Source organism: Micromonospora sp. NPDC051227, from assembly GCF_044455385.1.
Lineage (GTDB): Bacteria > Actinomycetota > Actinomycetes > Mycobacteriales > Micromonosporaceae > Micromonospora.
The window spans coordinates 637,435-661,157 of the sequence record NZ_JBITET010000001.1 but is presented as its reverse complement, the minus strand read 5'-3'; the positions used below and the strand labels follow the sequence as shown (position 1 = coordinate 661,157).

The 23,723-nt window shown below is 70.7% G+C and carries 20 protein-coding genes and 1 pseudogene; 8 read left to right on the top strand and 13 right to left on the bottom strand.

What is annotated here, in order from left to right:
* Positions 1-184: 184 nt before the first annotated feature.
* The 5 genes from ACIA47_RS03060 to ACIA47_RS03040 form a co-directional block, all read right to left on the bottom strand.
* Positions 185-3,076, bottom strand: coding sequence for a tetratricopeptide repeat protein (locus ACIA47_RS03060; RefSeq protein WP_396704969.1), 2,892 nt, complete (start codon positions 3,074-3,076; stop codon positions 185-187).
* Complete coding sequence (locus ACIA47_RS03055) at positions 3,073-3,420, bottom strand: hypothetical protein (protein ID WP_396704967.1); 348 nt, start codon at positions 3,418-3,420, stop codon at positions 3,073-3,075. The genes ACIA47_RS03060 and ACIA47_RS03055 overlap by 4 nt, the downstream gene beginning before the upstream one ends.
* A 106-nt stretch (positions 3,421-3,526) precedes the next feature.
* A complete protein-coding gene (locus tag ACIA47_RS03050) occupies positions 3,527-3,907 on the bottom strand; it encodes a YccF domain-containing protein (RefSeq protein ID WP_396704965.1) in 381 nt (126 codons plus the stop codon).
* A gap of 49 nt (positions 3,908-3,956) precedes the next feature.
* On the bottom strand, positions 3,957-4,430 hold the full coding sequence (locus ACIA47_RS03045) for an STAS domain-containing protein (RefSeq protein WP_396704963.1): 474 nt from the start codon (positions 4,428-4,430) through the stop codon (positions 3,957-3,959).
* Positions 4,427-4,756 carry an STAS domain-containing protein gene (locus tag ACIA47_RS03040; protein ID WP_203120539.1) on the bottom strand — a complete coding sequence of 110 codons (330 nt, stop codon included), beginning with the start codon at positions 4,754-4,756 and terminating at the stop codon, positions 4,427-4,429. The genes ACIA47_RS03045 and ACIA47_RS03040 overlap by 4 nt, the downstream gene beginning before the upstream one ends.
* A 90-nt stretch (positions 4,757-4,846) precedes the next feature.
* Here ACIA47_RS03040 and ACIA47_RS03035 point away from each other — a divergent pair.
* The 4 genes and pseudogenes from ACIA47_RS03035 to ACIA47_RS03020 form a co-directional block, all read left to right on the top strand.
* Positions 4,847-5,251 (top strand): annotated as a pseudogene (locus tag ACIA47_RS03035) (sensor histidine kinase); the annotation flags it as partial.
* 394 nt (positions 5,252-5,645) lie between these two features.
* Positions 5,646-6,413, top strand: coding sequence for a glycerophosphodiester phosphodiesterase family protein (locus ACIA47_RS03030; RefSeq protein WP_170158773.1), 768 nt, complete (start codon positions 5,646-5,648; stop codon positions 6,411-6,413).
* A gap of 1 nt (position 6,414) precedes the next feature.
* Entirely contained in the window at positions 6,415-6,963 is a 549-nt protein-coding gene (locus ACIA47_RS03025) for an SLATT domain-containing protein (RefSeq protein WP_396704960.1), read from the top strand.
* A 125-nt stretch (positions 6,964-7,088) separates the two neighbouring features.
* Entirely contained in the window at positions 7,089-7,685 is a 597-nt protein-coding gene (locus ACIA47_RS03020; protein ID WP_396704958.1) for a hypothetical protein, read from the top strand.
* A gap of 46 nt (positions 7,686-7,731) precedes the next feature.
* On the opposite strand, the gene ACIA47_RS03015 is transcribed toward ACIA47_RS03020, so the two are convergent.
* The 7 genes from ACIA47_RS03015 to tnpA all read right to left on the bottom strand — a co-directional run bounded on the left by ACIA47_RS03015 (position 7,732) and on the right by tnpA (position 16,317).
* Positions 7,732-9,648: a glycerophosphodiester phosphodiesterase family protein gene (locus ACIA47_RS03015; RefSeq protein WP_396704956.1), complete on the bottom strand. Its 1,917-nt coding sequence runs from the start codon at positions 9,646-9,648 to the stop codon at positions 7,732-7,734.
* 100 nt (positions 9,649-9,748) lie between these two features.
* Positions 9,749-10,486, bottom strand: a complete 738-nt coding sequence (locus tag ACIA47_RS03010; RefSeq protein WP_396704954.1) for a cellulose binding domain-containing protein — start codon at positions 10,484-10,486, stop codon at positions 9,749-9,751.
* A 66-nt stretch (positions 10,487-10,552) separates the two neighbouring features.
* Positions 10,553-10,933 carry a DUF742 domain-containing protein gene (locus tag ACIA47_RS03005; protein ID WP_091399588.1) on the bottom strand — a complete coding sequence of 127 codons (381 nt, stop codon included), beginning with the start codon at positions 10,931-10,933 and terminating at the stop codon, positions 10,553-10,555.
* On the bottom strand, positions 10,911-11,360 hold the full coding sequence (locus tag ACIA47_RS03000; RefSeq protein WP_203120533.1) for a roadblock/LC7 domain-containing protein: 450 nt from the start codon (positions 11,358-11,360) through the stop codon (positions 10,911-10,913). The genes ACIA47_RS03005 and ACIA47_RS03000 overlap by 23 nt, the downstream gene beginning before the upstream one ends.
* Positions 11,357-13,309 carry a nitrate- and nitrite sensing domain-containing protein gene (locus ACIA47_RS02995; RefSeq protein ID WP_396704951.1) on the bottom strand — a complete coding sequence of 651 codons (1,953 nt, stop codon included), beginning with the start codon at positions 13,307-13,309 and terminating at the stop codon, positions 11,357-11,359. The genes ACIA47_RS03000 and ACIA47_RS02995 overlap by 4 nt, the downstream gene beginning before the upstream one ends.
* On the bottom strand, positions 13,306-15,867 hold the full coding sequence (locus tag ACIA47_RS02990) for a LuxR C-terminal-related transcriptional regulator (protein WP_396704949.1): 2,562 nt from the start codon (positions 15,865-15,867) through the stop codon (positions 13,306-13,308). The genes ACIA47_RS02995 and ACIA47_RS02990 overlap by 4 nt, the downstream gene beginning before the upstream one ends.
* 63 nt (positions 15,868-15,930) lie before the next feature.
* Positions 15,931-16,317 carry an IS200/IS605 family transposase gene (gene tnpA, locus ACIA47_RS02985; RefSeq protein ID WP_396705347.1) on the bottom strand — a complete coding sequence of 129 codons (387 nt, stop codon included), beginning with the start codon at positions 16,315-16,317 and terminating at the stop codon, positions 15,931-15,933.
* Between tnpA and ACIA47_RS02980 the strand changes: the two genes are divergently transcribed.
* Positions 16,311-17,453 (top strand): RNA-guided endonuclease InsQ/TnpB family protein, encoded by a 1,143-nt coding sequence (locus ACIA47_RS02980; protein WP_396704947.1) that lies wholly within the window; start codon positions 16,311-16,313, stop codon positions 17,451-17,453. The genes tnpA and ACIA47_RS02980 overlap by 7 nt on opposite strands.
* Before the next feature lie 34 nt (positions 17,454-17,487).
* Here ACIA47_RS02980 and ACIA47_RS02975 read toward each other — a convergent pair whose 3' ends face one another.
* Positions 17,488-18,747: an Hsp70 family protein gene (locus tag ACIA47_RS02975; RefSeq protein WP_396704945.1), complete on the bottom strand. Its 1,260-nt coding sequence runs from the start codon at positions 18,745-18,747 to the stop codon at positions 17,488-17,490.
* A gap of 300 nt (positions 18,748-19,047) precedes the next feature.
* Here ACIA47_RS02975 and ACIA47_RS02970 point away from each other — a divergent pair, with 300 nt between their 5' ends.
* From ACIA47_RS02970 to ACIA47_RS02960, 3 genes are all read left to right on the top strand, one after another.
* A complete protein-coding gene (locus tag ACIA47_RS02970; RefSeq protein ID WP_145795845.1) occupies positions 19,048-19,929 on the top strand; it encodes an IniB N-terminal domain-containing protein in 882 nt (293 codons plus the stop codon).
* Between the two features lie 115 nt (positions 19,930-20,044).
* A complete protein-coding gene (locus ACIA47_RS02965) occupies positions 20,045-21,901 on the top strand; it encodes a dynamin family protein (protein ID WP_396705345.1) in 1,857 nt (618 codons plus the stop codon).
* Positions 21,898-23,358 carry a GTPase gene (locus ACIA47_RS02960; protein WP_203122195.1) on the top strand — a complete coding sequence of 487 codons (1,461 nt, stop codon included), beginning with the start codon at positions 21,898-21,900 and terminating at the stop codon, positions 23,356-23,358. The genes ACIA47_RS02965 and ACIA47_RS02960 overlap by 4 nt, the downstream gene beginning before the upstream one ends.
* The last annotated feature ends 365 nt before the right edge of the window (positions 23,359-23,723 follow it).

Genomic DNA, 23,723 nt, shown 5'->3' with positions numbered 1-23,723 from the left:
TCGGCCGACGATTCTGCGTCATAAACGGGGTCTTGCCGCAAGCCCCCCAGTGCGCTATATGTTAGGAGTGGAAGGGGTGCGGTGTTCCCCCATCCGCTGATTTCCGGACGCGGATCCCGCGGCTGCGGGACAACAAACAGCCAACGCACGCTCTGCGACCAGATGCCGGTCGACGGTGGTCGGGTCAGACTTCACCGGACGAGGTTAGGTTCCGGCGCAGCTCGGACGCCTCGTCGTGGCGGCCCAGAGCATCAAGAACATCCGCGCGTGTATGGCAGGCAGACCAGAGCGAGTGGTCGAACGATGCTGGCAAGCGCGTCGCCAGGCGTTGGTAGATGCCGATTGCGTCGTCGATGTGGGTGAGCGCCGTCCTCAGGTTCTGGCTGGTCATCAGGCAGACCCGAGCATGTGCCCACAGTGTCTGAGCGAGGCCGGGCAGGTGGGCGGCCTGGTTGGTCTGGGCCAGCTGTTGGCTGAGCATCAGGGCTTCTTGTGCCGCAACCACAGCTTTTTGCCGCGGGCCCCCACGCGCGAGGCCCAGACCGAGGTTGCTCAGCGATATAGCAAGATCGGGTAGGTAGGCCGCAGGGTTGGTTTCGGCCAGCCGTCGAAGTGCGGTGGTGGCCTCCTTCATGGGGGTGAGAGCTTCCTCGTAGCGTCCTACCTGCCAAAGAAATACCCCGAGGTTGGTCAGCGACCTGGCCAGGTCCGGCAGGTGGGCGGCGGGGTTGGTTTCGGCGAGCTGCCGTCGGATGTGCATGGCCTCCTGGGTGGGGGTGAGCGCCTCCTCGCACCGTTTCAACTCGTAAAGGCGGATGCCGAGGTTGGTCAGCGACCCGGCCAGGTCCGGCAGGTAGGCGGCGGGGTTGGTTTCGGCCAGCTGCCGTCGGATGTGCACGGCCTCCTGAGTGTGGCTGAGCGCATCCTCACGTCGTCCCAGTGCGGCGAGAAGATTGCCAAGGTTGCTCAGCGACAAGGCGAGGCTTGGTAGGTGGGCGGGAGGATCAATTTCGACCAGCTGGCGAAAGTACGTGACGGCCTCCTGCGTCGCCGCGAGAGCTTCCTCCGGATGGCCCAATGCCGCCAGGCGGGTGCCGAGGTTGTCCAGTGTCCCGGCCAGGTCGGGCAGCTGAGGGATCGTGGGATTGGTCTTGGCAAGGTATCGCTGGATGTTCACGGCCTGCTGGGTGGGGGTGAGCGCTTCCTCGCGCCGTCCCAGATCCGCGAGGCGAGTGCCAAGATTGTTAAGGGACGCGGCGAAATTCCGAGCATGTGCGGCGGGGTCTGTCTCGGTGAGCTGTCCATAGATGGTGGCTGCTTCTCGGGTCAGGCCCAGGGCCTCCTCGTAGCGGCCCAGATCCGATACGAAAACCCCGAGGTTGTTGAGCGACCCGGCCAGGTGCGGCAGGTAGGTATCGGGGTGTAACTCTGCCATTCGCCGGTAGAGATCCGTCGCCTTCCGTGCCGCGACGACAGCTTCCGTGTGGCGCCCAGCGTTGCTCAGGCGGCAGGAGAGAATGACGTGGAGCTCGGCCTGCTCATTGGCTGCGGCACCAGCCGTGGTCAGGGCGACAAGACGTTCGGTGAGAACCGCCGACGCAGGGTCGAGGTCGATGCTGCGCGCGGGCAAGTGGAAGGTGATCGCTCTCGCTAGGTCTGCCTCGAGATGCGGTGTGACCGCTAGAAGTGCGGTACTTCCGGCATCAACGGCCAGGGCGGGATCGGCGTTGAGCAGGTTTCGTAGCCTCTCCGCCACGTGGTCCCAGCGAGTGGCGGCAGCCGCGAGGAACGTCAATGCCCGACCAACGTGTCTGGGCGGGCGATGCGCACCGTCGCGCTTGAAGAGTGGTCCAGGGTGATGCCGGGTGATCCGTTGCTCGTCGACGGTTGTGGTGGTGATGAGTTCGGTGGACCAGGGATCGGTATGGCCGCCGAGCGCACCACCGGTCAGGGTCAGTGCGATGAAGTCCTCGGTCAGCCGATCCGGGTACAACGGTTCCAGAGCGGAATCCGCATCCGCGGGCGGGTAGCAGCGGGCGTGACGATCCAACAGGCGCTGGGCGCTGAGTTGCGCCGCCTCGGGCAGGCCGGTCCGCACCAGCATGTCCCTCGCGTCAGCCGGGCGCTGAGGTCCACACAGCCCCGCGATGAAGACGATACGTGCGGTCGTCGTGGTGGCGTCCTCGCCGTACAGCCGACTCCAATACCGTCGCTCGCGGTCGAGCAGGTATCGCGAGAGATCCGCCGACCGCTGCGGCGGTTCTTGACTGTTCGCCTGCGCGTCGACCGCAGCGAGAGCCGCCATGTGCAGCCCCAACGTCAGTCCGTAAAGATGGTCGGTGAGCCGACCGGCGGGCTCCAGAGTCCTTCGCTCCGTCAGCCGGTAGACCTCTGCGAAGCGCCGGCAGGCCGCGTCGAACAGCACCCGGCGATCGGCCTCCGGCCCGGCGAGCGCGGGCAGTTCCCGAGGGCTCCGCGCGCTGATGCCCAGGTCGTCGCATTCGGCGTCGAAGGGTGCCCACCAGTCGATCGAACGGGACAGCAAGAGCATCCTCAGCTGACCGGCACGGCCCGAGTGGCGGTGCAGCAAGGTGTGCAGGTCGTGCTGCGGCCACCGTTCGGCGTAGTCCACCACCATCAGTAGTGGCTGCTCATCGGCCACCGCCATCGGCTGCCCGAAGCCAGGGTTCTCGGTACGGTGCCGCGCGACCGTCACCGCCCAACCCGCATCGGCTGCCTCCTCGGCAGCCTGGTTGGCGAGCCGGGTCTTGCCCTGCCCACCCGCAGCGTGGATCAGCCACACCCCATGCCGGGCAGGGCCGTCGCGCCAAGTCCGGATCTCGTCGAGCTCCAGAACCCGACCGGTGAACGGAATTACCTGCCGGCGGGCATTGAGTAGCTTGCTTGGCTGTGCCCGCAGCTCAATCAGCTCTGCCAACTCAGGGGCGCTTGCACGGCGATAGGGCTCGACCGCGAATGGCGGACCGTCGACGCCATAGAAGTGCTGATCGCGCCCGGCGACGTACGCGTCCCGTCCGGCGTGTAGCCCGTCGTTCGCTGGCGTCGGCTGTCTCACCGTCCCGCTCCGGGACCACCGGACCCGAAATGCTGGTCACCGCCCGCTGTGTAGGCGTCCCGTCCGGCGTGGATCTGCTGGTGCAGGCCAAGGGCCGGACTCGCAGGATCGGACACCTTCCGGGCACCCTCCGCGGCTGGCTGTCCACTGACGTTTCGGCGGGCGAGCACAATGCCGTACACCGAGAGTGGGAGACCGAGCAGGGCGGAGAACGCGCCAGTCACGCTGGCGACCTTGTCCGACTGGTCCAAGCCGAGGGTCACGAAGAGCGCACCCAGCCCGAGCAGTGCCAGCCCGCCGATGACGGCTGCTACCCAGCCCACGGTTCGCGCGCGTATGGTCATCGCTTCATGATGTACCGACGCGGCCGACCTGACCTCCCCCGTCTGAACGACGGATCGTCGTCAGCCCGGGGACTCGCCCGCTGTGAATGGATAACGTGATGCCGGGTCACGGTGCGTCGAGGACCTCGCGGCCGAGGGGCCAGAACGCGGCCGGAACGAGCTTGAAGTTGGCGATGCCGAACGGGATCCCGATGATCGTGACGCAGAGGGCGATGCCCGCGAGGATGTGGGAGAGCGCCAGCCACCATCCGGCCAGCACCACCCAGAGGATGTTCGCCAGGCCGGAGCCGACGCCCGCGCCCGGCTTGGGCACCAGGGTGCGGCCGAAGGGCCACAGCGAGTAGACCGCGAGGCGTAGCGACGCGACGCCGAACGGGATGGTGATGACCAGGACGAAGCAGATCAGCGCGGCGATGCCGTAGCCGACCGCCAGCACGAGGCCACCGCCGAAGACGAGCCACAGCACATTCAGTACGAAACGAATCACCACTCCAGCATGAAACATGCTCGCCACCCGGTCGGCTCGCCCCGTTCCCTCAGCGGGGAACGGCCACCGCGTGGCCCTCGGGGAGGGTCCTCTCGCCACCGACGGACAACTCGGCGAGGGCGTCGTCGCGGCTGTCGAAGATCGGGAAAGCGCCGTCCAGACGCATGGTGTGCAGGACGGTGCGGATGAAACGCGACGGTGCGGCGAGGCAGAGCGTGACACCGCGTTCGCGGGCATCAGGGTGGGCGCGGACGAGCAGACCGAGGCCGGTCGGGTCGGTGCCGAGGATGCCGCCGGGGCCGTGGTCGTCGCGCGACGCGTGGCCACCGGTCGAGGCGGGCAGGAGGCTGCAGTGCGGGCAGCGGTGCGGCCCGGTGGCGAAGGGGGAACCGCTCCAAGCGTGCTCGGCCACCAGCGTCCACACGACCTCGGCGTCGGGGAGCACGCAGGCGGTGCCGCGGATGGTCTCGCCGCAGGTGTCGCAGATCAGGGTCATCAGATACTCGTCCGGGACGGCGGTCATGCTGCTGGTCCTTCCTCGCTCACGATCGGGAGCACCTGATTCAGGCGGGTGATGTGCAGGATGCGCCGAACCCGGCGGCTCGGATCGCGGACGGTGAGGGCCGCGTCGGCGCGAGTCAGCCGCCGGTGCACGTCGAGCAGCAGGCCGATGGCGGCGGCGTCGAGGTGCTGGCAGTCGGACAGGTCGAGTACGACCTGTGCGGGGCGCAGCGCCAGCAGTCGGTCGAACACCGCGCCGACCTCCGGCAGACAGGCCAGATCGAGTTCGGTGACGCGAACCTCGACCAGCGGCAGCGTGTACCTCGCGGGCAGCACCGGCGTCGCCATTGCCGTACCCCTCTTCGTCGCCCCTTGCTCCCTCCCCACCGTGCTGGGCGGGGTTGGCGGTCACTGCAAAGCTCTGTGACAGTTGTGTGACAAAACCGCCGGCTGCCGGGCACCCTCGTCCGCCTGGCACCGGACGTGCCCCCGACGTGGCAGGTCGAACGGCGGCGGATCGCCCAGGTTCTGGCGAACCTGCTCGACAACGCCGTCACCTACGGCGGTGGCCCGGTCGCGGTTCGCCTGGACCGGGACGGGGACAGCGGCGTCATCGAGGTAGACGATGACGGTCCGGGCGTTCCCGTCGAGGACCGCGAGGCGATCTTCGACCGGTTCGTCAGGGGGCGAGCAGCCCACACCCGTGGCGCCGGTGACGGCACCGGCCTGGGGCTGGCGTTGGTCGCCCAGCACGCCGCCGCGCACGCGGGGCAGGTGACGGTCGCCGACCGTCCGGGCGGGGGCGCCTGTTTCCGGGTCACCCTGCCGGGGAGCCTGTCGTGAGGCACCTGCACCCGCCATCGCGGACCAGTTGCGGCACCTGCTCGCCGGGGCCAGCGGGGCCGAACGGGGCAGCGATCTGACCAGCGCGTTGCCGGGGGCGGCCAACGCCGCCCGCGCGACAGTGACCGGGACGCAGGCCCTCGTCACGGTGGACGAGCCCGCTCTCGGCGTGCCCCGGGCCGACGGCTCCCTGTCCAGCAGGCCGCACACCCGCGGCGACTACGCCCCCTCATCAGCGACCGCTGAGCGCGTACCACCGGGAGCACGAGGGACCGCGATATCGACGACGCCGCCCACCGCCGCCGCGGGACCGGCCGCTGTAAGGTACGCGAAAACCCTTCCACGACGTGCTCCGGAGTGCGGTAACCCGGTCCCGGAAGCTCAGGAGGATCGCGTGTCGTCCGACGACCGTTGGCTGCTCGACATCCCGATCGCGCACCGCGGGCTGACCGGCGACAATCGACCCGCCAACTCGCTGGCGGCGTTCGAGGCGGCCGCTGAGGCTGGCTACGCCTGCGAACTGGACGTGCAGCTCACCCGCTCGGGCGAGCTCGTCGTCGTCCACGACTACGACCTGACCGCGCTCACCGGTGCGGCGATCGCCACCGCGGAGCTGACCCCGGCCGATCGGCAGCGGCTCCGGTTGCAGGGCACCGACCAGCGGGTACCCACGCTGTCGCAGGTGCTGGACCTGGTCGCCGGCCGGGTGCCCCTGCTGATCGAGCTGAAACGGCCGACGCTCGCCCTCAACTTCGATCTCGTCGACGAGGTGCTGCGACAGACCGCCGACTACCCGGGGCGGTACGCCGTCGAATCCTTCGACCCGTTGCTCGTGGCGGCGCTGCGGGTCGCGGTGCGAAAGCTGCCGCCGCACCGCCGGGTGCCGGTGGGGCGCATCTGCGGCCTGCTGCGAACCGCCGGGCCGCTAACCCGGATGGTGGGTCGCAGTATGGTCAGCAACCTGGTCACTCGGCCTGATTTTCTGGCCTACGAGGTGGACGCATTTCCGTCCAATCTGACGGCGTGGTGGCGTCGCCGCGGTGTTCCGGTGATTTCCTGGCCAGTCGCTTCACCAGAGCGTGAGATGTTCGCCCGTCAATACTCCGACAACATCGTTTTCTCGGGCTATAGACCGTCGCATGGCCAGCATCTAGCATCGTGACGTGTCTGTTGACCAAGGACAGAGCGGGTTGCTCGCCGAGTCGCAGAACGGCGCTCCCGGTGATCCGTTGCAGATCTACCGCGCGTTGGCCGAAGAGAGCATCAACAAGCTCAGGGACCATTACGACTGGCGGGCGAAATGGCACCGACGACTGTTTCGTTTCACCGGCATCCTGGTCATCGTCGTCAGTGCGTCACTGCCACTGCTCGCCGGCTTCAGCTATCCGGGTAAGAACCTGGTAATCGCGGTCTCGGGCGTGGTCATCGCCACGGCCACCGCGCTACGCACCTTCTATCAGTGGGATCAGATGTGGGCACTGCTGCGGCGTACCCATTTCGCCCTCATCGAGGCGAGCAACCAGTGGAGACTCGCGTTCGGTCGCGCCGAGGTGACCGCTGATCCGGCCGAGCGGGAGCAGCGCGCGTACGCGGCGACAGAGGTGCTGCTGGCGAAGATCGAGGGCATCCGCAGTGCCGAGACGGAGAAGTTCTTCAGCTCGTTGGCGTTTCCGGAGGAATCCGCGCTGACCGGCAAGCCATTTCGTCCCTGATCGCCGGCACGTGGCGGTCGGGCGGGTCTCGGGGTTGCTCGGTGGAAGACCTGAGACGAAAGCCAGGGCGACCCGAGGGAACCTCCCGGAGGTCGGCCGGGGCCGGCGGCCACATGCTGGCTGGCATGAAACGCGCTGCGCTCTACGTGATCGCCGGACCGGTCGGCATCGTGGCCTACGGCCTGGTCCGGCTGTGGGCAAGATCCGACGGGGTGTACGGCCCCGGGCTCGACTGGCAGGCCGCGCACCTGGTCGCTCTCGCCGGCATGGTGTGCTTCGTCCCGGGTGTGCTCGCGCTGTCCCGCCTGCTGCCCCGCAGTCCGTGGCGCACCGGGGTGGTGGCCGCAACGTTTGTCGGCCTCGCCGCGACGATGGTGCAGTTCGGCGCGGACATCGTGGAGGGGCTGCTGGCCGAGGACCGGGCGGAGATGTCGAGGCTCAGCGCGGACTTCAAGGACATCCCCGGCGTGGAGGTGGCCTTCTACGACGTCGTACCCCAGCTCTTCTTTGTCGGTCTGCTCGTTCTCACGGGCATGCTCGCCGCCCGTCGGCGGCTGCCATGGTGGAGTGTGCCACTGCTCCTCGCCGGCATCGTCCTGCCGGCGGTCACCCTCGACCTGCTCCCCATCGGCGGCCTGTGCATGGCGCTGGCGTTGGCCCCGGCGCTACCGCTGGTGCGACAGCGGGGCGAGCGGGCCGAATCGCCCGTCTCCCTCCACTGAGGACTTCGGGTGGCGCGGCCCACCGGCCGCGCCACCCGGAGAGCCGCTACTTCAGGGCGAGGGTGCGGGCGTCGGCGGCGATGACGCTGGCGACCTCCGCCGGCACCAGCTTGCCGGCCTGCCGGTCGGCGTAGGTGGCCAGCTCGGCGTACTGGGCGTGGGCCAGCTTGGTGGTCATCGCGGCAACGGCGGCCGGGTCCGCGCCCGAGGTGAGGATCAGGTAGCCGAGGCCGGCCTGGCTCACCGTCACGGTGAAGGTGCTGGTCGCGGTGGCGGTGCCCTCGGGCCCGGTCGCCTCGGTGGTGACGGTGTGCCGGCCGGCGGTCAGCTTGGCCAGGTCGAGCTTGCGCCCGGCGGCCGACTTCTTACCGTCCAGCGTCACGGTGACGGTGTCCGCGTTGGTCGCGGCGACCGCGATCACCGGGGACTGCGCCCGGTCCAGCCGAGCCCCGTTGGCCGGCGAGGTGATCTGCACGGTCGGGTCGGCGGAGGCCCGCTGGACGAACGCCGAGTTCCAGCCGACCAGCTCCGCCGCGCGGTTGGTGATGATCGCGTCGGTGCCGATCCGCTCCAGGCGCTGCCACAGGGCGGCGGAGTCCATCGTCCAGGCCATCACGGCGACCCCGGCGGCGTGCAGCGGGGCGACGACCTCCGGCTTGGCCAACAGCGCGTTACCGTTCGGGTTGTACGCGGCCAGGTGCAGCTCCTTCGCGATCGCAACCGGGTCGGCGTCCAGGGTGCTGCGGAGCAGGCCGAGCGGCAGCTCGGGGGCGATCTCGTAGGTGTACTTCAGGGCGTCGACCTCGAAACTCTGGATGAAGACCCGGCCCATCATCTGCTCGTCCCGGATCACCTGAATGATCGTGGCGACCTCGTCGCGGGTGTGCCTGCCCTTGATCTCCACGAGCAGGTTGCCACCCCGCGTCCGCAGGTCGGCGAGCTGCTCCGCGAGGGTGGGCACCCGCTCGCCGACATACTGCGGGCCGAACCAGGAGCCGGCGTCGAGCGCCTTGATCTGCGCGGCGGTCAGGTCCCGGATGTCGCCGGTGCCGTCGGTGGTCCGGTCGACGGTGCCGTCGTGCAGGATGAACGGGATGCCGTCCTTGCTCGGCTGGACGTCGTTCTCGATCCAGTCGGCGCCGCCCTTGCGGGCGATCTCCTGGGCGACGAGGGTGTTCTCCGGTGCGGCGGCGGACGCGCCCCGGTGGGCGATCACTGTGAACGGGCTGCCCTCGGGGCGGAGGTAGCCGTTCGGGGCCAGCTCGGTGACGGTGACGTCGTCGTACGACACTGTCGCGCCGTTGACGAAGAGCCCCTGGACGCCGTCGGCGGAACGCTGGAGGCTGCTGGTCCGCATCGCCTCCCGCCCGTCGAAGATCCAGCGGGCCTGGTTGCCGTGCACCTCGACGGCGACGCGCACGTCCCGGCCGGTGCCGGCGGCGGACGGGGCGGAGGCGGCGTTCGTCACGACCCAGGCGTTGGCAGTGGTCCGCTGGGCGAATTCGAGCCCGTTGGCGGCTGTGGTGCCGCTGCGCATGGTGGCGATCCACCAGGGGGTCGCGCCACTGGCGGGCACGTCGATACCGAGCGAGGCCCAGCGGGTGGCGGCCGAGACCGCCTCGAAGCGCATGGTCGCCTCGAGGCGGAAGTCGTTCAGGTGCCGACCGAAGGTGATCTTGTTGTTCTCGCTGGCGCTGGCGGAGGTTCCGTACAGTCGGCCGTTCTCGACCTTCCAGGTGCCGTCGACCGCGTGCCAACCGGCGGGCAGCGACCCGGCCGAGAAGCTCTCCGAGACGACGACGCTGCCCGGCTCGGCGGTGGCGGGTGACGAGGTCGCGACGGCGACCGCGACGGCAGCGCTGGTGACGGCGAGAGCGGCGACGGAAGCGGCGGCCCGGGTGCCCAGGGCACTGAGGCGTGATCCGGCGCGGGGAGACGGCGGTGATGCGGGTAGGACAGTCATGGTCGCGACGGTACGAAGCGCGCCCGAACTGATGATCAATCAAGCATGGCTACCGCCGGAACGCCGGGTGTACCGCGCTCGATCGGGGCGTCCGGATTGGTCAGTTCGGCAGGCCGGAGCAGGCGACCCCGTCGATCGTGCACGCCTTGGGGGCGGAACCGGTCAACGATCCGTTGACCCGGAACGTCACCCGGATCGAGGCGCTGCCGGGCACCTGACCGGTGTTCGGGTCCGGCACGAACGTCCACACCGCACCGTCCCGGCTGGCCTGCGCCCCCTCGACCCCGCTGATCCCCAGCGACTCCCGGGGCAGGGTGACGACCAGCGTCCACCCCGGGGCCGGGACCGAGCCGGGATTACTGATCGTCACGGTCGCGCCGTAGCTGAGCAGGGCGTTGTCCGTGATGGCGAAGTCCGCGCCCAGGGCCGGCGGGGTGGGTTCGGTGGTCGCGACGGTCGGCGTGGGCCTGGTCGAAGACGTGACGACCGGTGGGGCCGAGGAGGCCGAGGCGGGCGGGGGAGCGGGCACCGCGGGGCTGGTGACCGCCGGTCGCGCCTGCGCGCGGGGGGTACCGGGCGGCGACGCGCCCACCTGCTCGACCGACGGCGGCGGATTGAGGGTCACCGGCGTCAGCTTCTCCGGCGTACGCAGCACCCCGACGACGGACACGGCCGTCGCGATCAGCACCCCGAGCGCCGCGACGACGGCCACCCAGGTGGCCCGCGAGACGTCCTCCCGACCGGTGAGCACCCGCCGTGCGGCCGTGACGATGGCCACGACCCGATCCAGCAGGATGATCGCCACGGTACGGCGTGGCTGGGGTGGTGTTGCCGGCACTGCCAGTCTCTCCTTCAGTTCGTCGCCAGGTGCGCGCCCACGTGGTCGCGGGTGGCACCTGCCCGGTCACAGCCCGCGAAGCCCGACGAGTATCGCCTCGAGCAGATCCTCGGTCGGCAGCTCCGACAGCATCGGCGGTTCGTGCGTCTCGATCAGCCCGGCCGCGAGCAGGTCACCGAGCAGCACCCGGACCGTCCCCAGCGGAAGATCCAACTCGGCACCCACCTCGGCCACCGACACTGGATGGTGACACAGCTCGACGATCCGCGCCTGTTCGGGGAAGAGCGGTGTGGGAGGCGTGACCCCCCTCCGGGCGACGACCAGCGAGATCAGGTCGAACTGGCCGCGTGCGGGAGCGGTGCGCCCGCCGGTCATCGTGTAGGGCCGGGCGACCGGGCCCGCGTCGTCGTCGTACCACGCCTCGTCAGTGGTGCCGCTGGTGTGCACCAGTGTCCCCGATCGTCACCGAGGAGGCCGGGCCCAGCGTGATCGGCAGGTGCTGCTCGGCCTGCCCCACGAAGAGCGCCACCTCGTACGCCATGTCACCGACCTCGACGTCGTCACCGGCGATCCGCACGGTGAGGATGGTCCCGTTCGGGATGGTGGCGATGAACAGGAACGCTCGCGACATCTGCACCACGACCTGGCGCAGCCGACCCGCGTCACAGGTCCGGGTGGCTGCCAGCCCCAACGCGATCAGTCCGGCGACCACGCCGGAGATCTGCTCGGCCAGCTTCGCCCCCACCCGCCGCGAGCCGCCGAGCGGCAGCCCGTCCGGTGAGAGCACCACGGCGAACTCCGCACCGTGCACCCGGTCGACCAGGTCGTTCAGGGCGTCGGTCAGGCCGTCCTGGGTGACCACTGCAGACGTCATTGTTGTCTCCTTGCTGTTCTGGCGACTGGCAACTCAACCGTGTCGAGGCTGGTCCTGCCGTGTTCCGGGCCGGTCGGCCCGGGGTGGCGGACCCGCGTCGGCAGCGCGCCGTTGCCGTTGGGGTCGGTCAGGTCGGCGCCGGTGCGGGCCGGTGGGTACGGGCTGTCGGGTGGTGCGTCTGTCGGTGCGCCCCCGGTGTCGGCGACCGTGATCAGCCGGGAGGGCAGGAGCACGACGGCGGCCGTCCCGCCGCGCCGGCTGGGGCGTAGCGAGACGTGGGCGCCGCAGCGGCCGGCCAGTACGGCGGCGGCGTACCAGCCGGCGAGGCCCGTGGGCGGGCCGTCCGGTGGGGGATTGCCGAGCAGGTGGTTCGCCTCGGCCAGGGCGGCGGCGTCCAGGCCGGGCCCGTCGTCGACGACGAGGACGGCACACCCCTGCGGTCGCTGTTCGCCGCTGACCCGGACGGTGGTCTCCGCCCCGGAGCAGGCCAGGGCGTTCTCGATCAGCTCCGCCAGCAGGTGGATGACGTCCGTGACGGCCGGCCCCGCTAGCGACCACGGCCAGTGCGGCGCGATCAGGACCCGGTGGTAGTCCGGCACCTCGGCGACCGCCCCGCGCGCCACGTCGAGCAGTGGCACCGGGCGTCGCCAGCGGCGGGCGGGTGTCGCGCCGGCCAGGGTGATCAGTTTCTCCACGTTGCGTCGGACCCGGGTGGTGAGGTGGTCGAGTTGGAACAGCTCGTCGGTCTCCTCGGTGGACCGTTCCCGACGTTGCATCCCGTCCAGCAGGGTGAGCTGGTCGCGCAGCAGAACCTGGTTGCGTCGGGTCAGCCCCAGGAACAGCTCCCGCTCGGCGTCACCCCCCGGCGTCGCCGGTTCCCGGGCTGGGGCCGGCGTGTCCGGCATCGGAGCCGGAAGGCCGGCGTCGGCAGTGGTCAGCTCGTCGGTCAGGCGTCGGACGGTGCCCGCCCAGCTCAGCAGGAGCACTAGCACGACGATGAGGCCGAGCCCCACGACGGCCCCGGTACGCGCTATGAGCACGGCGGCACCGGGGGTGGCCCGCTCGACGCTGCTACGGGCGGTGGTCGTCACCAGTGTCTGCAGCGCGCCGAGGGCGGCGTCCGCCGCGGCTCGCCAGCCCTGGATGGTGAGGCCGGCCAGGGCGTTGGCGGTGCCGGGCTGGAGCAGCAGCCGATCCTCCAGGGCGAGCAGAGCCGCGAACTCGGGGCCGGCCGCGAGGCGCTGATGCTCGCCCTGGCCGTCGGGCGAAAGCCCGGCCGCGGCCTCGGTGCGCGCGTACCGCTGGATGCTGACCAGTGCGGTCAGCCGGCGCCGCTCGTCGGCGCCGAGCCGTGCGCCGGCCAGGGCCGCGCTGACCACTGTGTCCTCCCGGGCGAGCAACTCCCGGGCGCGGGCCAGCGCGATCACCGCGCGGGTGTCGGCGGCCAACCCGCTCTCGTACGCGCCCCACTCCGGGCCGTACACCCGGAAGGCGACGTCGATGACCTCGTCGTACCCGTCGACTGCCGCGCCCTGGTCGAGCCGGCCGGTGTCCACCTGGGATCGTGTCGTGCCCAGGCCGTCGAGCCGTCGGACCAGTTCGCCGGCCCGGTCACGGACGCTGCCAGCGCTGAGTAACCGGAGGTCGCGGCCCTTGGTGAACTCGCGGATCTCGGCGGCTGCCCGGTCGGTGCCTTCGCGGGCCCCGACCAGCGCGGGGGTCGCCTGCCCCGCCCCGGCGATCGTCTCGGCGGTGATCCGGCGTTCCGTCTGCAGGCTCAGAATCAGGCGGTCGATGGGCTGGCCCAGCGTGTCCGCCAGCGCCCGGACGCGCAGCAGGTCGACGGCGTCCTGGCTGGACACGTAGGCCGCGTACGACCAGAGCGTGATCAGCACGGCGGCCAGCACGGCCAGCCTGGTCCGGATCAGCCGAACGTCGTTACGGGTCATCGGGTCGCCCGCTGCGGCCACGGTTGCCCGGCCGTGTCGCTGGCCCGGTCGGCGACGAGGGTGCGCAGCAGCGCCAGCAATTCGGTGCGGTTGGCGCAGTTCAGCCGGTTGCGCATCCGCGCCACGTGGTGTTCGACGGTCTTGGCCGAGATGAAGAGCCGATCGCCGATCTCCCGGTAGGTCAATCCGGCCAGGACCAGCTCGGCGACCTCGTACTCGCGGTCGCTGAGACCGTGCTGGGTGGGGCCCGCGACACCTGCCGTGCTCGCACCGGTCGTCGGTGTCTGGCCGCTCTGCCCAGCGGAGGACCGCCCCTGCAACGCTCGGGCGCACTCCAGCAGGGCGGTCATCGCCCGTCGGTCCGCGGTGCGGATGGCGGCCTGCCCGGCGAGGCGGGCGCCGTCCCAGCACAACCCGGTGTCGTGCAGCCCTCGGGCGGCGGCCTCCACCCGGGTCGGGTCGACGACCCCCCGGAGCACGTCCACCCAGCTCTCGGCGGCGGCGGCGACAACTGCCGCGTAGCGGCTGTGGCCAGCGGCGGCGAGCAACGCCGCGACGTGTTCGTCGGCGATCGTCGGCTCGCCGGTCAGGATGGCGGCGTGCAGCCCGCTCCAGTGCAGCGGCACGCCCCACAGTGGTGGGTTGCCGAGGCGGTCGAGCAGCGCACGCCCCTGGTGCAGGTACGGCTCCAGCCGGGCCAGGTCACCCAGCCGCGCGCCCGCGATGGCCAGCTCACCCAACGGCAGCAGGGTGAACAGGTCGACGGGGTGCCGCACCACGGCCTCCAGCGCCTGCCCCCAACCCCGCTTGAGCGCCCCGAGGTCACTGTTGCGCCGGCCGATGCCCATCCGGATCGCGGCGGCGAAGAGCTGGTCGCGTGACTCCAGTGGCCGTCCGTCGAGCGTCACAGTGGCGAGGTGCTCGCCGGCGGTGTGGATCTCGCCACGGACCATCAGGATCCAGGCCTGCAACAGCCGGTGGCGGCGGGCCATCAGCGGGCCGCCGACTCCGGCGGCCAGAGCGCGGTACAGCACCCGCTCGGCGATCTCCAGCTCACCGCAGTGCACCGCCGTCAACGCGGCGAGGGCCGCCGGGCTGTCCGGCAGCAACGCTGCCCGGCCGTCCGGCTCCAGCAGCGCGGCGGCCTGCACGAGCGCGGAGAGCGCGGCGGTCGGCGGACCGGTCACGCTCTCCCGTGCACCGTTGGCCATCAGTCGGGCGGCGCTCGCGTGCAGGGTCGGGGGTTCGCCCGCCGGGTCGCCGGCCGGTGACTCGGTGGCGGCGGCCGGGTCGCCGGTGGCGAGCCCTCCGACGATGGCGAACGCCGCCGCCGAGGCAGTGCCCGACCACCGGAACAGCTCGACGCTACGACCGACGTGACCACGGTGGGCCAGGGCGGTGGCGGCGACCACGGCCGCCTCGGAGCGCTCCGGGGGAGCGGCCGTGGCCAGGAGCCGGTCCGCCAGCCGAAGCGCGTCGTCGAGGTCACCGGCGAGCGCGGCGGCGAGCGCCTGCCGCGCGTTGGGTGGCCGCCCGGCCGCCGTGGCCGCGGCGAAGAGCTCGGCGGCGAACGCCGGCTCGTCGGTCAGAGCCTCGTCCGCCGCGGCGGCCAGGGTCGCGGCCGGGCAGTCGCCGAGCGCGCCGACCGAGAGCAGGGAGCGGACCAGCGGCAGCACGGCGCCACCCCGAGCGAGCTGCAACTCGGTGAGCCGCCGCCAGACCGCTGTCCGCTCGGTGGTGGGGCTGAGTGTCGCGACGGCCCGCCGAACGATCGGTGCGAGCCGGCCGTCCGCGCCGAGCAGCCCGGCCGCCCTGGTCGTGGCGATCAGTTCGTCCACTCCGGCCGGGTCCCGGCCCAGCAGCGCGCCGAGCATGCTCACCGGCAACGCCCCGCCGGCCGCGACAGCGAGCAGCAGTCGTCGTACCGCGGCGGGCTGGACGTCCAGGTCCGGCCCGAATTCGAGGATGACGGAACGGGGTGGGTCCACCGTGCCGGTCCGGGTCTCCGCACCGACCAGGCCGCGCGCCAGCCGTTCCACGTCCCGAGGTACGCCGGCGGTCTGCGTGTGGACGAAGTCGACCAGGTCGGCGGGGCGGCCCAGCTCGGGTGTGGTGGCGAGATGGGCGGCGGTCTGCTCCCGGGTGAACGGCGTGAGCTGCACGGCCTGCCCGTCGCGTCGCAGGGCGTCGACCAGCTCACTGAACGCCGCTGACCGGGGCCACGGGCGGTGGGCTACCACCAACCGGTGTCGCCGGCCGGTGACCAGACGCAGCAGCGCTTCGGTCCGCGCGTCGTCGAGCAGGTGCGCGTCGTCGACCAGCACCACGGTGTCGGGGTCGACCGGCTCATCCGGCTCCGGGGCGGCCGTGCGGACGGCGATCCCGGCGCGCTGGTGAATGCGCTCCAACTCGGCGAGGAGCGCTGTCTTTCCGTGACCGGCCGGGCCGGCGACGCCGACGGCGAGCGGGCCGGTCGGGTCCTGCGCGACCGTGTCCAGTAGCGCCTGCAACCCCTTGTCCAGGGTCAACCCTGGTGCGGCGAGGTCATTCATGATCATCGGGGTCATCGAATCGGTCCCGAGAAACCCCCGGCGCTAGCCGTGGGCAGGTAAGGGATGCTGTCAAGCGTTGCGCTGGTTCTCGACATAGCGCTTGATGACCTCCAATGTTGCACCGCCGATTGTGGCGACGAAGGATCCGTTGGTCCACAGGTTCGGTAACCGGGGGCTTGAGATGCGGAATTCTTCATACAGCAGCCGCGACGGCCGCCCCTTGATTCGCTTGACGAGGCGTTGGATGCCGCATTGCGGATCGCAGGCGACCAGCAGTTGTACGTGGTCGGGCATCGTTTCGGTTGCCTTGATGGGGGCATCTCGACCGGCGTACGCCTCGCGAATGATGTGCTCGAGCCGGTGGTCAACTGAACCGGTGAGCACGGTCCTACGGTATTTGTGGCACCACACGACGTGGTAGTTGCATAGTGGTGGATGTGGTGGAGACAGTGCGATACACCTACCGGCTGCGCCCCGGCGTGACCGCAGCGGCCGCACTGCTTGCCGAATGGGGTCGCTGTCGGTGGCTGTGGAACGAAGCCGTGCATCAGCAGAAGATCGGCGCAAAGCCCACCTTTTGCAAGCTGTCGAAGCTGCTCACCGAAGCGCGCAGCAGGAACACTTGGCTGCGCGAGGGCTCCCAGGTCGTCCAGCAGCAGACGCTGCGTACCTACGCTTCGGCCTTGCAGGCTTCGTTCAAGATCAAGGGCCGAGGTCGGCCAACGATCAAGAAGCTCAAGAAGACCCTGCCCAGCCTCGAATACACGCTGCGCGGATTCACCATCCGTGATCGTCGCCTGCGGCTGGCAGATGGCATCGAGATCCCGGTGGTGTGGTCCCGCGAATTGCCGTCCGACCCGACCAGCGTGCGCGTCTACCAGGACAGCCTCGGCCACTGGTACGCCTCGTTTGTCGTCCGCCGCGAGGCATTTGGCGCACCCGAGGCGTCCGGAGCGATCGGCGTTGACTGGGGTGTAAGGACTACCGCCACCACCGCCGATGCCCGATTCGATTTGCCGCACCTCGGGCATCGCAAGCGGTGCGCCGCCGAGTTGGCCAGGGCGCAGCGGAAGATGGCCCGCCGGCGCCGCCCAAAGGGTCACGCGCAGTCGAACGGCTACCACAGAGCCAAGCATGCTGCGGCGAAGTTGCACAAGAAGGCCGCCCGGCAGAACAGCCACGATTCCCGCCAGTGGGCGAAATCCATCGTTGACAACCACCAGGTGATTGCCGTAGAGGACTTCAAGCCGAAGTTCCTTGCCAAGTCCACGATGGCGCGCAAGATCGCCGACGCGGCGATTGGTGCAGCCAAGCGAGAGCTGATCGAACGTGGCATGCGGGCGGGTCGGAGGGTGGTGTTGGTGCCGCCCGCCTACACGACCATGACGTGCTCTGAGTGCGCGGTGAGAGCCAAGCAGCGCATCGGGTTGAGCGTCAGAGTTTTCGAGTGTGCGGCTTGCGGGTTCACCGCCTGCCGCGACCTCAACGCCGCGAGGACGGTCCTCGCCACGGTAGAGCGCGACCGTGTCGGTGGTGACGACGTGAGACATGTGATCACCTCCCTTCGTGGAGTGGGGTCGAATGCGGTCTGAGCCGGAAATCCCCGGATTCATCCATTGGGAAGCGTTAACCTTCGCGTCCACGACCGCGGGCCAGCGCCAGGCGGGACGGCTTCGGCAGTTCCAGTGGGAGAACCCGGACCGGGGGCCGCGGTGGCGGTTCGCCCGGAACGGTGTGATGGGCTCGGCGTGCCGCCGGGAGGGTGCCCGGCCCGGCACCGCTGACCGGGGCCGGAACACGGGCCGGCGGCGGCTGGCGAGGGCGTGGTGACACCACCTGACAGGCGGCCATCGCCGCTCCGGTGGCGGCGGTCAACTGTGCGTCCGGCTCCACCTCGACGGGCACCGGGAGGGCCGCGCCGATCAGCTCGGTCACGAGCGGGACCCGGGTGGAGCCGCCGGCAAGCAGGACGCCGTCGAGCTGCGCCGGAGTCAGGTCGGCGCTGCGCACGGCCCGGAGCAGGAGGTCGACGGTGGCCTGCACCGTCGGCCGGATCATGGCCTCGAACTGTGCCCGGGTCACCGGCACCCGCGCCGGGCCGCTCGGCAGGGTCAGCACCACGTCGGCCGTGAGGTCGACGGTCAGCACCCGCTTGACCCGGTCACACTCCGCGCGCAGCCCGCGCAGCGCGGCCTGGGCCCCGCGACGTCCGGTCGCGGCCAACTCCCGGGCCAGCACGGTACGAGCATGCTCGGCGAGCGCCTCGTCGAAGTCGGCGCCGCCGATCGAGTCGAGACCCTGCGGGGTCCCGAACGTCTCGTACGTACCGCGCGGGGTGCGGCGCACAAGAGCCGCCTCGAAACTGTTGCCCCCCAGGGCGTAGACGACGGCCGTGCTGCCCGCGAACCCGCGAGCGGCGTGGCTCTCGGCGACGGTGACCGTGCGGGGCAGCAACGTCACGTGTCGTAGGCCGAGGTCCGACAGGGCCCGGTGCAGCACCTCCCGCCGGTAGGGGCGCCACCCGGCCGGGTGGCTGAGCACGATCGCCTCGGCCGGCCCACCCTCCAGGGCGTGGACCCGCTCCACCACCCACGCCGCCAGCTCGGCGGTCAGTGTCTGCGGCGCGCACGGCTCGCCGCCGAGCAGCACCGGCACGTCGTCGCCGATCCGGTGGACGAAGTCCCGGGTGGTGCGGCTGCCGTCGTCGGTCACCGGCTCGCCGACGCGCAGCGAACCGTCCTCGGCCAGGCACAACACCGACGGCATGAGAGGTGAGCCGGCGCTCAGCGGGACGGCCTCGGGACGGGTCCAGGTCGCGCCGCGTCGCCGTGCGACGGCGGCGGCCGTGTTGCTGCTTCCGATGTCTATCCCCAGGACGTACGGCATCGTCTCTGTCTCCCCCTGTGAGTCGGCCGGTCGGTGGCGATGGCGTCGGCTGCCCGACGACGCACCCCCGGCGAACCCCGCGGGCTCCTACGTTCGTACCAGAGATCAGTCCCTGGTCGGGACCCTAATCTCGTCGGGACGGTTTCCCCCTGTCCCCCTAACGTACGAGGTGGCGGAGCCCCTAGTTCAACCGGCCCGGATGCGGGCTCAACCCCGATGCCCGGGGGCGGGCCCCGGCAATAGCGTCGTCACTGTCGACGTACGACACCCGCCAATGCCACATCCGAGGAGAACCGGCACATGGACTCGCAGCAGACGCTTCACGACTTCGTGCTCGACCTACTGACGAACCCGGACGCGCGGTCGGCCTTCGACCTCGACCCCGAGGGCGCGTTGCGGGGCGCTGGGCTCACCGACATCACCGCCGCTGACGTGCAGGACGTCGTGCCGCTGGTCGTCGACTACGCGCCGGGGGCGGGCCTCGCGCCGTTGGCCTCGCCGGTCGGGCAGCTCGGGCTGGACCCGCTGCTCACCGACACCACCGACGTGGTGGGTCAGTTGCAGAGCGTGGCGCAGCAGATCAGCGTCACCAGCTCGCCCAGTGGCGTGGACGTCAAGGCCGGCGTGCTCGGCGCCATCGCGGTCGACCCGTCGACCGCCGCCGCCGGAGTCACCGTGCTGCCGGGCATCGGTCTGGGTGTCGGCCCGTCCGGCCTCGACACCGACCTGGCCGGCGTCTCCGACGTGGCGCACACCCTCGACGCCGACGTGGTGCAGCCGGTGGACGCGATCGCGGACCCGGTGCTCGGTGACGTGACCGGCACCGTCGGCGACCCGAGCGGTCTGCTCGGCGTCACCGACTCGAACCTGATCGGCGGTGACCTGACCGGTGGTGTCCTCTCCGGCACCCACGGTCAGCTCGGCGGGGTCGTCAGCTCGCTGGGTGTCGATGACACCCTCAACGGGCTGGGCCTCGGGCACGGCGACGGTGTCGTCGGCGGGGTCCCGCCGCTCGACGTGCCATCGACGGTGGGCGGCGTGACGCACCAGGTGGACAGCCTCCTCCCCGGTGTCACCGACACGGTCGGTGACGTGACCGGTGGGGTCACCGATGGTGTGCTCGGCGACTCACACGCCTCGTCCGATCACGGGCTGCTGGGTATCACCGGCGGTCTGCTCTGACCCGGATCTCCGGTCGGAGCGGAGGGTCGGATCGCCTCGGGCGATCCGGCCCTTCCCGGTTCCACATCCGGTCCCTCTTGATAATTAAGCCGAAATCCGCACACTTGGTGCGGTGATGGCCGGGATCTGGTTGGACGTGCTGGACGAGATTGCCCGCACGTGCACTGCACACGGTCGCGGTGACCTGCTTCAGACGGTGCGGCAGAAGCGCGCGCAACTGCTGGACCCGACGCTGCGTGTCCTGATCATCGGTGAGCCGAACCAGGGCAAGAGTCAGCTGATCAACGCGATCATCAACGCTCCGGCCTGCCCGGTCGGCGACGGCCGGACGACCGTCCTGCCGACCGTGGTGCGGCACGCCGAGGCCCCCACCGCGGCGGTGGCGCAGGCGCCCCCACCAGCGCCGGGACACCCCACCGGCACCGCCGACGCGGTGGCCGTCGAGCGGACCCCGGTGGCGCTCAACCAGGTCGCGGCGGGCGTGGCCGGCCTGGTCGGACGTCGGCCGGGCGGCGGCCCGGCGTACGTCGAGATCGGACTGCCCCGTGCCCTGCTCGGTGCCGGGCTGGTGCTGGTGGACACTCCCGGCACCGACGAGGTCACCGGCATCGGCGCCGCCGCTTCGGTCGCCGCGCCGGCCCGCGCGGACACCGTGCTGCTGGTCTCCGACTCCACTCGGGAGTTGTCGGTCGCCGAACTGAACATGCTGCTGCACATCACGCGTTCGCATCCGAACGTGGTGGTGGTGCAGAGCAAGACCGATCTGGTGGCGGACTGGCGTACGGTCGCCGAGCGCAATCGGCAGCACCTGGCCGAGGCGGGGGTTCCGGCGACGCTGATCCCGGTCTCGGCGGCGCTGCGACTGCGCGCCGCCGCAGCCGACGACCGTGGGCTCAACGCCGAGTCGGGTTTCCCCGCGCTGATCGCCCGCCTGCAACGCGACCTGGCCGGCAAGGCCGACCACCTGGCCCGGGCGGCGGTGCAGACGGTGGCCCGGACGGTGGTGGAGCAGTTGGCCGCGCCGCTACGCGCCGAGTTGGCGACCCAGGAGGCCGAGGAGCAGTCCGGGCCGATCTCCCGGCTGCACGCGGCGCAGCGCGAGGTCGACGAGCTGCGCCGGTGCTCCACCCGGTGGCAGAACACGTTGACCGACGAGATCACCGACCTGCTCGCCGACCTTGAGTACGACCTGCGTGACCGGACCCGACAGATCCTGCGCGCGGTGGACGAGGCGTTCGACACCGCCGACCCGTTGGTCGCCTGGGACACCTTTCAGGACTGGCTGGAGCGGAGCCTGGTGGAGGCGGCGGAGGCGAACCACGAGTGGCTGATCCAACGCTGTGACTGGATCGCCCGGCGCGTGGCCGCCAACTTCGACCGGTACGGCTACGACGTGCTGCCGCCCTGGTCGATGACGATGCCGGACGACATCGGCGAGCGGCTGCCCGAGCTGCAACGGCCGACGATTGACCGGTTCACCACCGGCCAGAAGCTGTTCACCGGCATGAAGGGCTCGTACGGCGGCATGCTGATGTTCGGTCTGGCGACCACCCTGGCCGGCATGCCGATGATCAATCCGGTCTCGGTCGGCATCGGGGCGCTCTTCGGTGGCAAGAGCATCCGTGACGAGAGCAAGCAGTTGCTCCGTCGTCGGCAGGCGACGGTCAAGACGGCCATCCAGCGGCATGTCGACGACTTCTTCGTCCGGATCATCCGAGACTGTCGCGACGCCGCCCGGCAGGTGCAGCGGATGCTGCGGGACCACTTCACGGGGCTGACCGAGGAACTCCAGGAGGCCATCGTGCAGTCGTTCCGCAGCGCGAAGCAGGAGGCCGACACCGACGCCTCCCTGCGCGAGCAGCGGCAGCGCGAGATCCGGTTGAAGATGACCCGGTTGGCGGCGGTGTACGAGCAGGCTCAGCAGTTGACCGGTGCCCGTTCCGCCCCGTTGCTGCTGGAGCCGCAGGCATGACGGTGGGGGTGCGTCTGGACGAGGCGGCGTGGGGGTTGCTGCACCAGGCCATCGAGCTCTACCAGGACAATCCCCGGGCCGTCGCTGAGCTTCGGCAACAGGTGGCCCGGTTGGAACAGCCGCTACGGATCGCCATCGTCGGCCCGTGGCGATCGGGTAAGTCGACGGTGCTCAACGCGTTGATGGGCGAGGAGGTCGCGCCGGTCGAGCGGGCGGACGGGGCCTTCACCTGGTACGAGGACGGGGCCGCGCCGCGTGCCACCGCCTACCCGGTCGGGCAGCCACCGCAGGAGTTGGCGGTGGTGAAGTCGGCGACCGGGCTGCGGGTGGATCTGGGCTGGGGTGCGGGGGAGGTGCGGGACATCGTGGTGCGGTGGCCGACGCGGGCGCTTCGGCAGATCACGCTTATCGACACTCCGGCGGTCACCGGCGGCGCCGAGCAGGGCCGGTCGCCGGTGTTGGAGCGGGTGCTGCGCGACTCGGACGCGGTGTTGTACCTGACCCGCGACGGTCGTGACAGTGATCTGCGTGTGCTGGAGTCCGCACGGGACAGTGCTGTCGGACAGTCCGCTCCGGTCAACGTGATCATGGTGCTGTCCCGCGCCGACGAGACCGGCGGCGGCCGGATCGACGGTCTACTCACGGCACGCCAGCTCGCTCGACGGCACTACCGCGACCCGAGGGTGAACGCGCTCAGCGTCAACGTCGTGGCGTGCAGCGGGATGATTGGCCTGGCCGGCCGGATGCTCGGTGAATCGGATTTCGCCGCGCTCGCGACAGTGGCCCAGGTGCCCCGGGCCGAGCTGGACGCGCACCTCATCTCCGCTGACCGCTTCCTCCGCGGTGAGCTGCCGGTACGGCTGGACACCGAGGTGCGCGCCGCGCTGCTGGGCCGGCTCGGGGTCTTCGGTGTCCGGCTGGCGGCCACGCTGGTGCGCAGCGGGTTCGACAGCCGGGTGAAGCTCTCCGCGGAGTTGATTCGGCGGAGCGGTCTCACCGAGCTGCGCGAGTCGGTGACACGCTGTTTCATCGATCGCCGCGACGCCCTGAAGGCGCGGTCCGCGCTGGCAGCCGTGGAGGCGATGCTGCGGGCCCAACCCACCCGGGGGTCCACCGAGCTGGTCGGCGCGGTGGAGCAGATCCTCGCCGGTGCGCACGAGTTCCGGGAGCTGCGCCTGCTGGTGGCGTTGCGGAACACCCGGCTGGGGTTCGACGCGGAACTGGCCGCCGAGGCGCAGCGGCTGGTCGGCGGCGACGGGGTGGGCCTCGCGGCCCGGCTCGGTGTCGAGCATGAGGCCGACGTGCGGCAGCTCTGGGAGGTCGCCTCCGAGGCACAGTGGCGGTGGCGGGACCGGGCGGAGGATCCTCTGCTCCCGCTGGCGCAGCGGCGCGGCGCTCAGGTCGTGGTCCGCAGTTGCGAGGGGATGATCGCCGAGCTGGCCGCGGGCGGGCGCTGAGGCACCGGGAGGGACGGTGTGCCTGAGCCGGGCTCAGCGTGGCTCGTACGTCTGACAGTCCGCGATGTCCTGACCCGGGCCCACCGGATGGACGGCGCGTGGCACTCCAGCTCGGCATTGTGCTGGGCAGTCGTCCCGCTTGCAGGCAACCGCCGGCGAGGGCGACGGTCGGGACGGGCCCCGGGCGCGGTCGGCTGCACCGAGGCTCTCCGCGGATGGATCGCGACCCGAAAACCGTTATTCGATCTTGATTCACACGGTCGCCGCTGACCTGCGGAGATAACGCTCTCACGGATGGTGGGAGAGTGCTTGACGCGCCCGTTATCCGAACGCAACGATGCATTCACATGTCTCGTCCCACCACC

Excerpts from the sequence above, each read along its gene's own strand:
- ACIA47_RS02970 (WP_145795845.1), top strand. The coding sequence starts at position 19,048 with ATGGACTCGCAGCAGACGCTTCACGACTTCGTGCTCGACCTACTGACG.
- ACIA47_RS02965 (WP_396705345.1), top strand. The coding sequence starts at position 20,045 with ATGGCCGGGATCTGGTTGGACGTGCTGGACGAGATTGCCCGCACGTGC.
- ACIA47_RS02990 (WP_396704949.1), bottom strand. The coding sequence starts at position 15,867 with ATGATCATGAATGACCTCGCCGCACCAGGGTTGACCCTGGACAAGGGG.
- ACIA47_RS02995 (WP_396704951.1), bottom strand. The coding sequence starts at position 13,309 with ATGACCCGTAACGACGTTCGGCTGATCCGGACCAGGCTGGCCGTGCTG.
- ACIA47_RS02960 (WP_203122195.1), top strand. The coding sequence starts at position 21,898 with ATGACGGTGGGGGTGCGTCTGGACGAGGCGGCGTGGGGGTTGCTGCAC.
- ACIA47_RS03020 (WP_396704958.1), top strand. The coding sequence starts at position 7,089 with ATGAAACGCGCTGCGCTCTACGTGATCGCCGGACCGGTCGGCATCGTG.
- ACIA47_RS03000 (WP_203120533.1), bottom strand. The coding sequence starts at position 11,360 with ATGACGTCTGCAGTGGTCACCCAGGACGGCCTGACCGACGCCCTGAAC.
- ACIA47_RS03040 (WP_203120539.1), bottom strand. The coding sequence starts at position 4,756 with ATGGCGACGCCGGTGCTGCCCGCGAGGTACACGCTGCCGCTGGTCGAG.
- ACIA47_RS03045 (WP_396704963.1), bottom strand. The coding sequence starts at position 4,430 with ATGACCGCCGTCCCGGACGAGTATCTGATGACCCTGATCTGCGACACC.
- ACIA47_RS03055 (WP_396704967.1), bottom strand. The coding sequence starts at position 3,420 with ATGACCATACGCGCGCGAACCGTGGGCTGGGTAGCAGCCGTCATCGGC.
- ACIA47_RS03015 (WP_396704956.1), bottom strand. The coding sequence starts at position 9,648 with ATGACTGTCCTACCCGCATCACCGCCGTCTCCCCGCGCCGGATCACGC.
- ACIA47_RS02975 (WP_396704945.1), bottom strand. The coding sequence starts at position 18,747 with ATGCCGTACGTCCTGGGGATAGACATCGGAAGCAGCAACACGGCCGCC.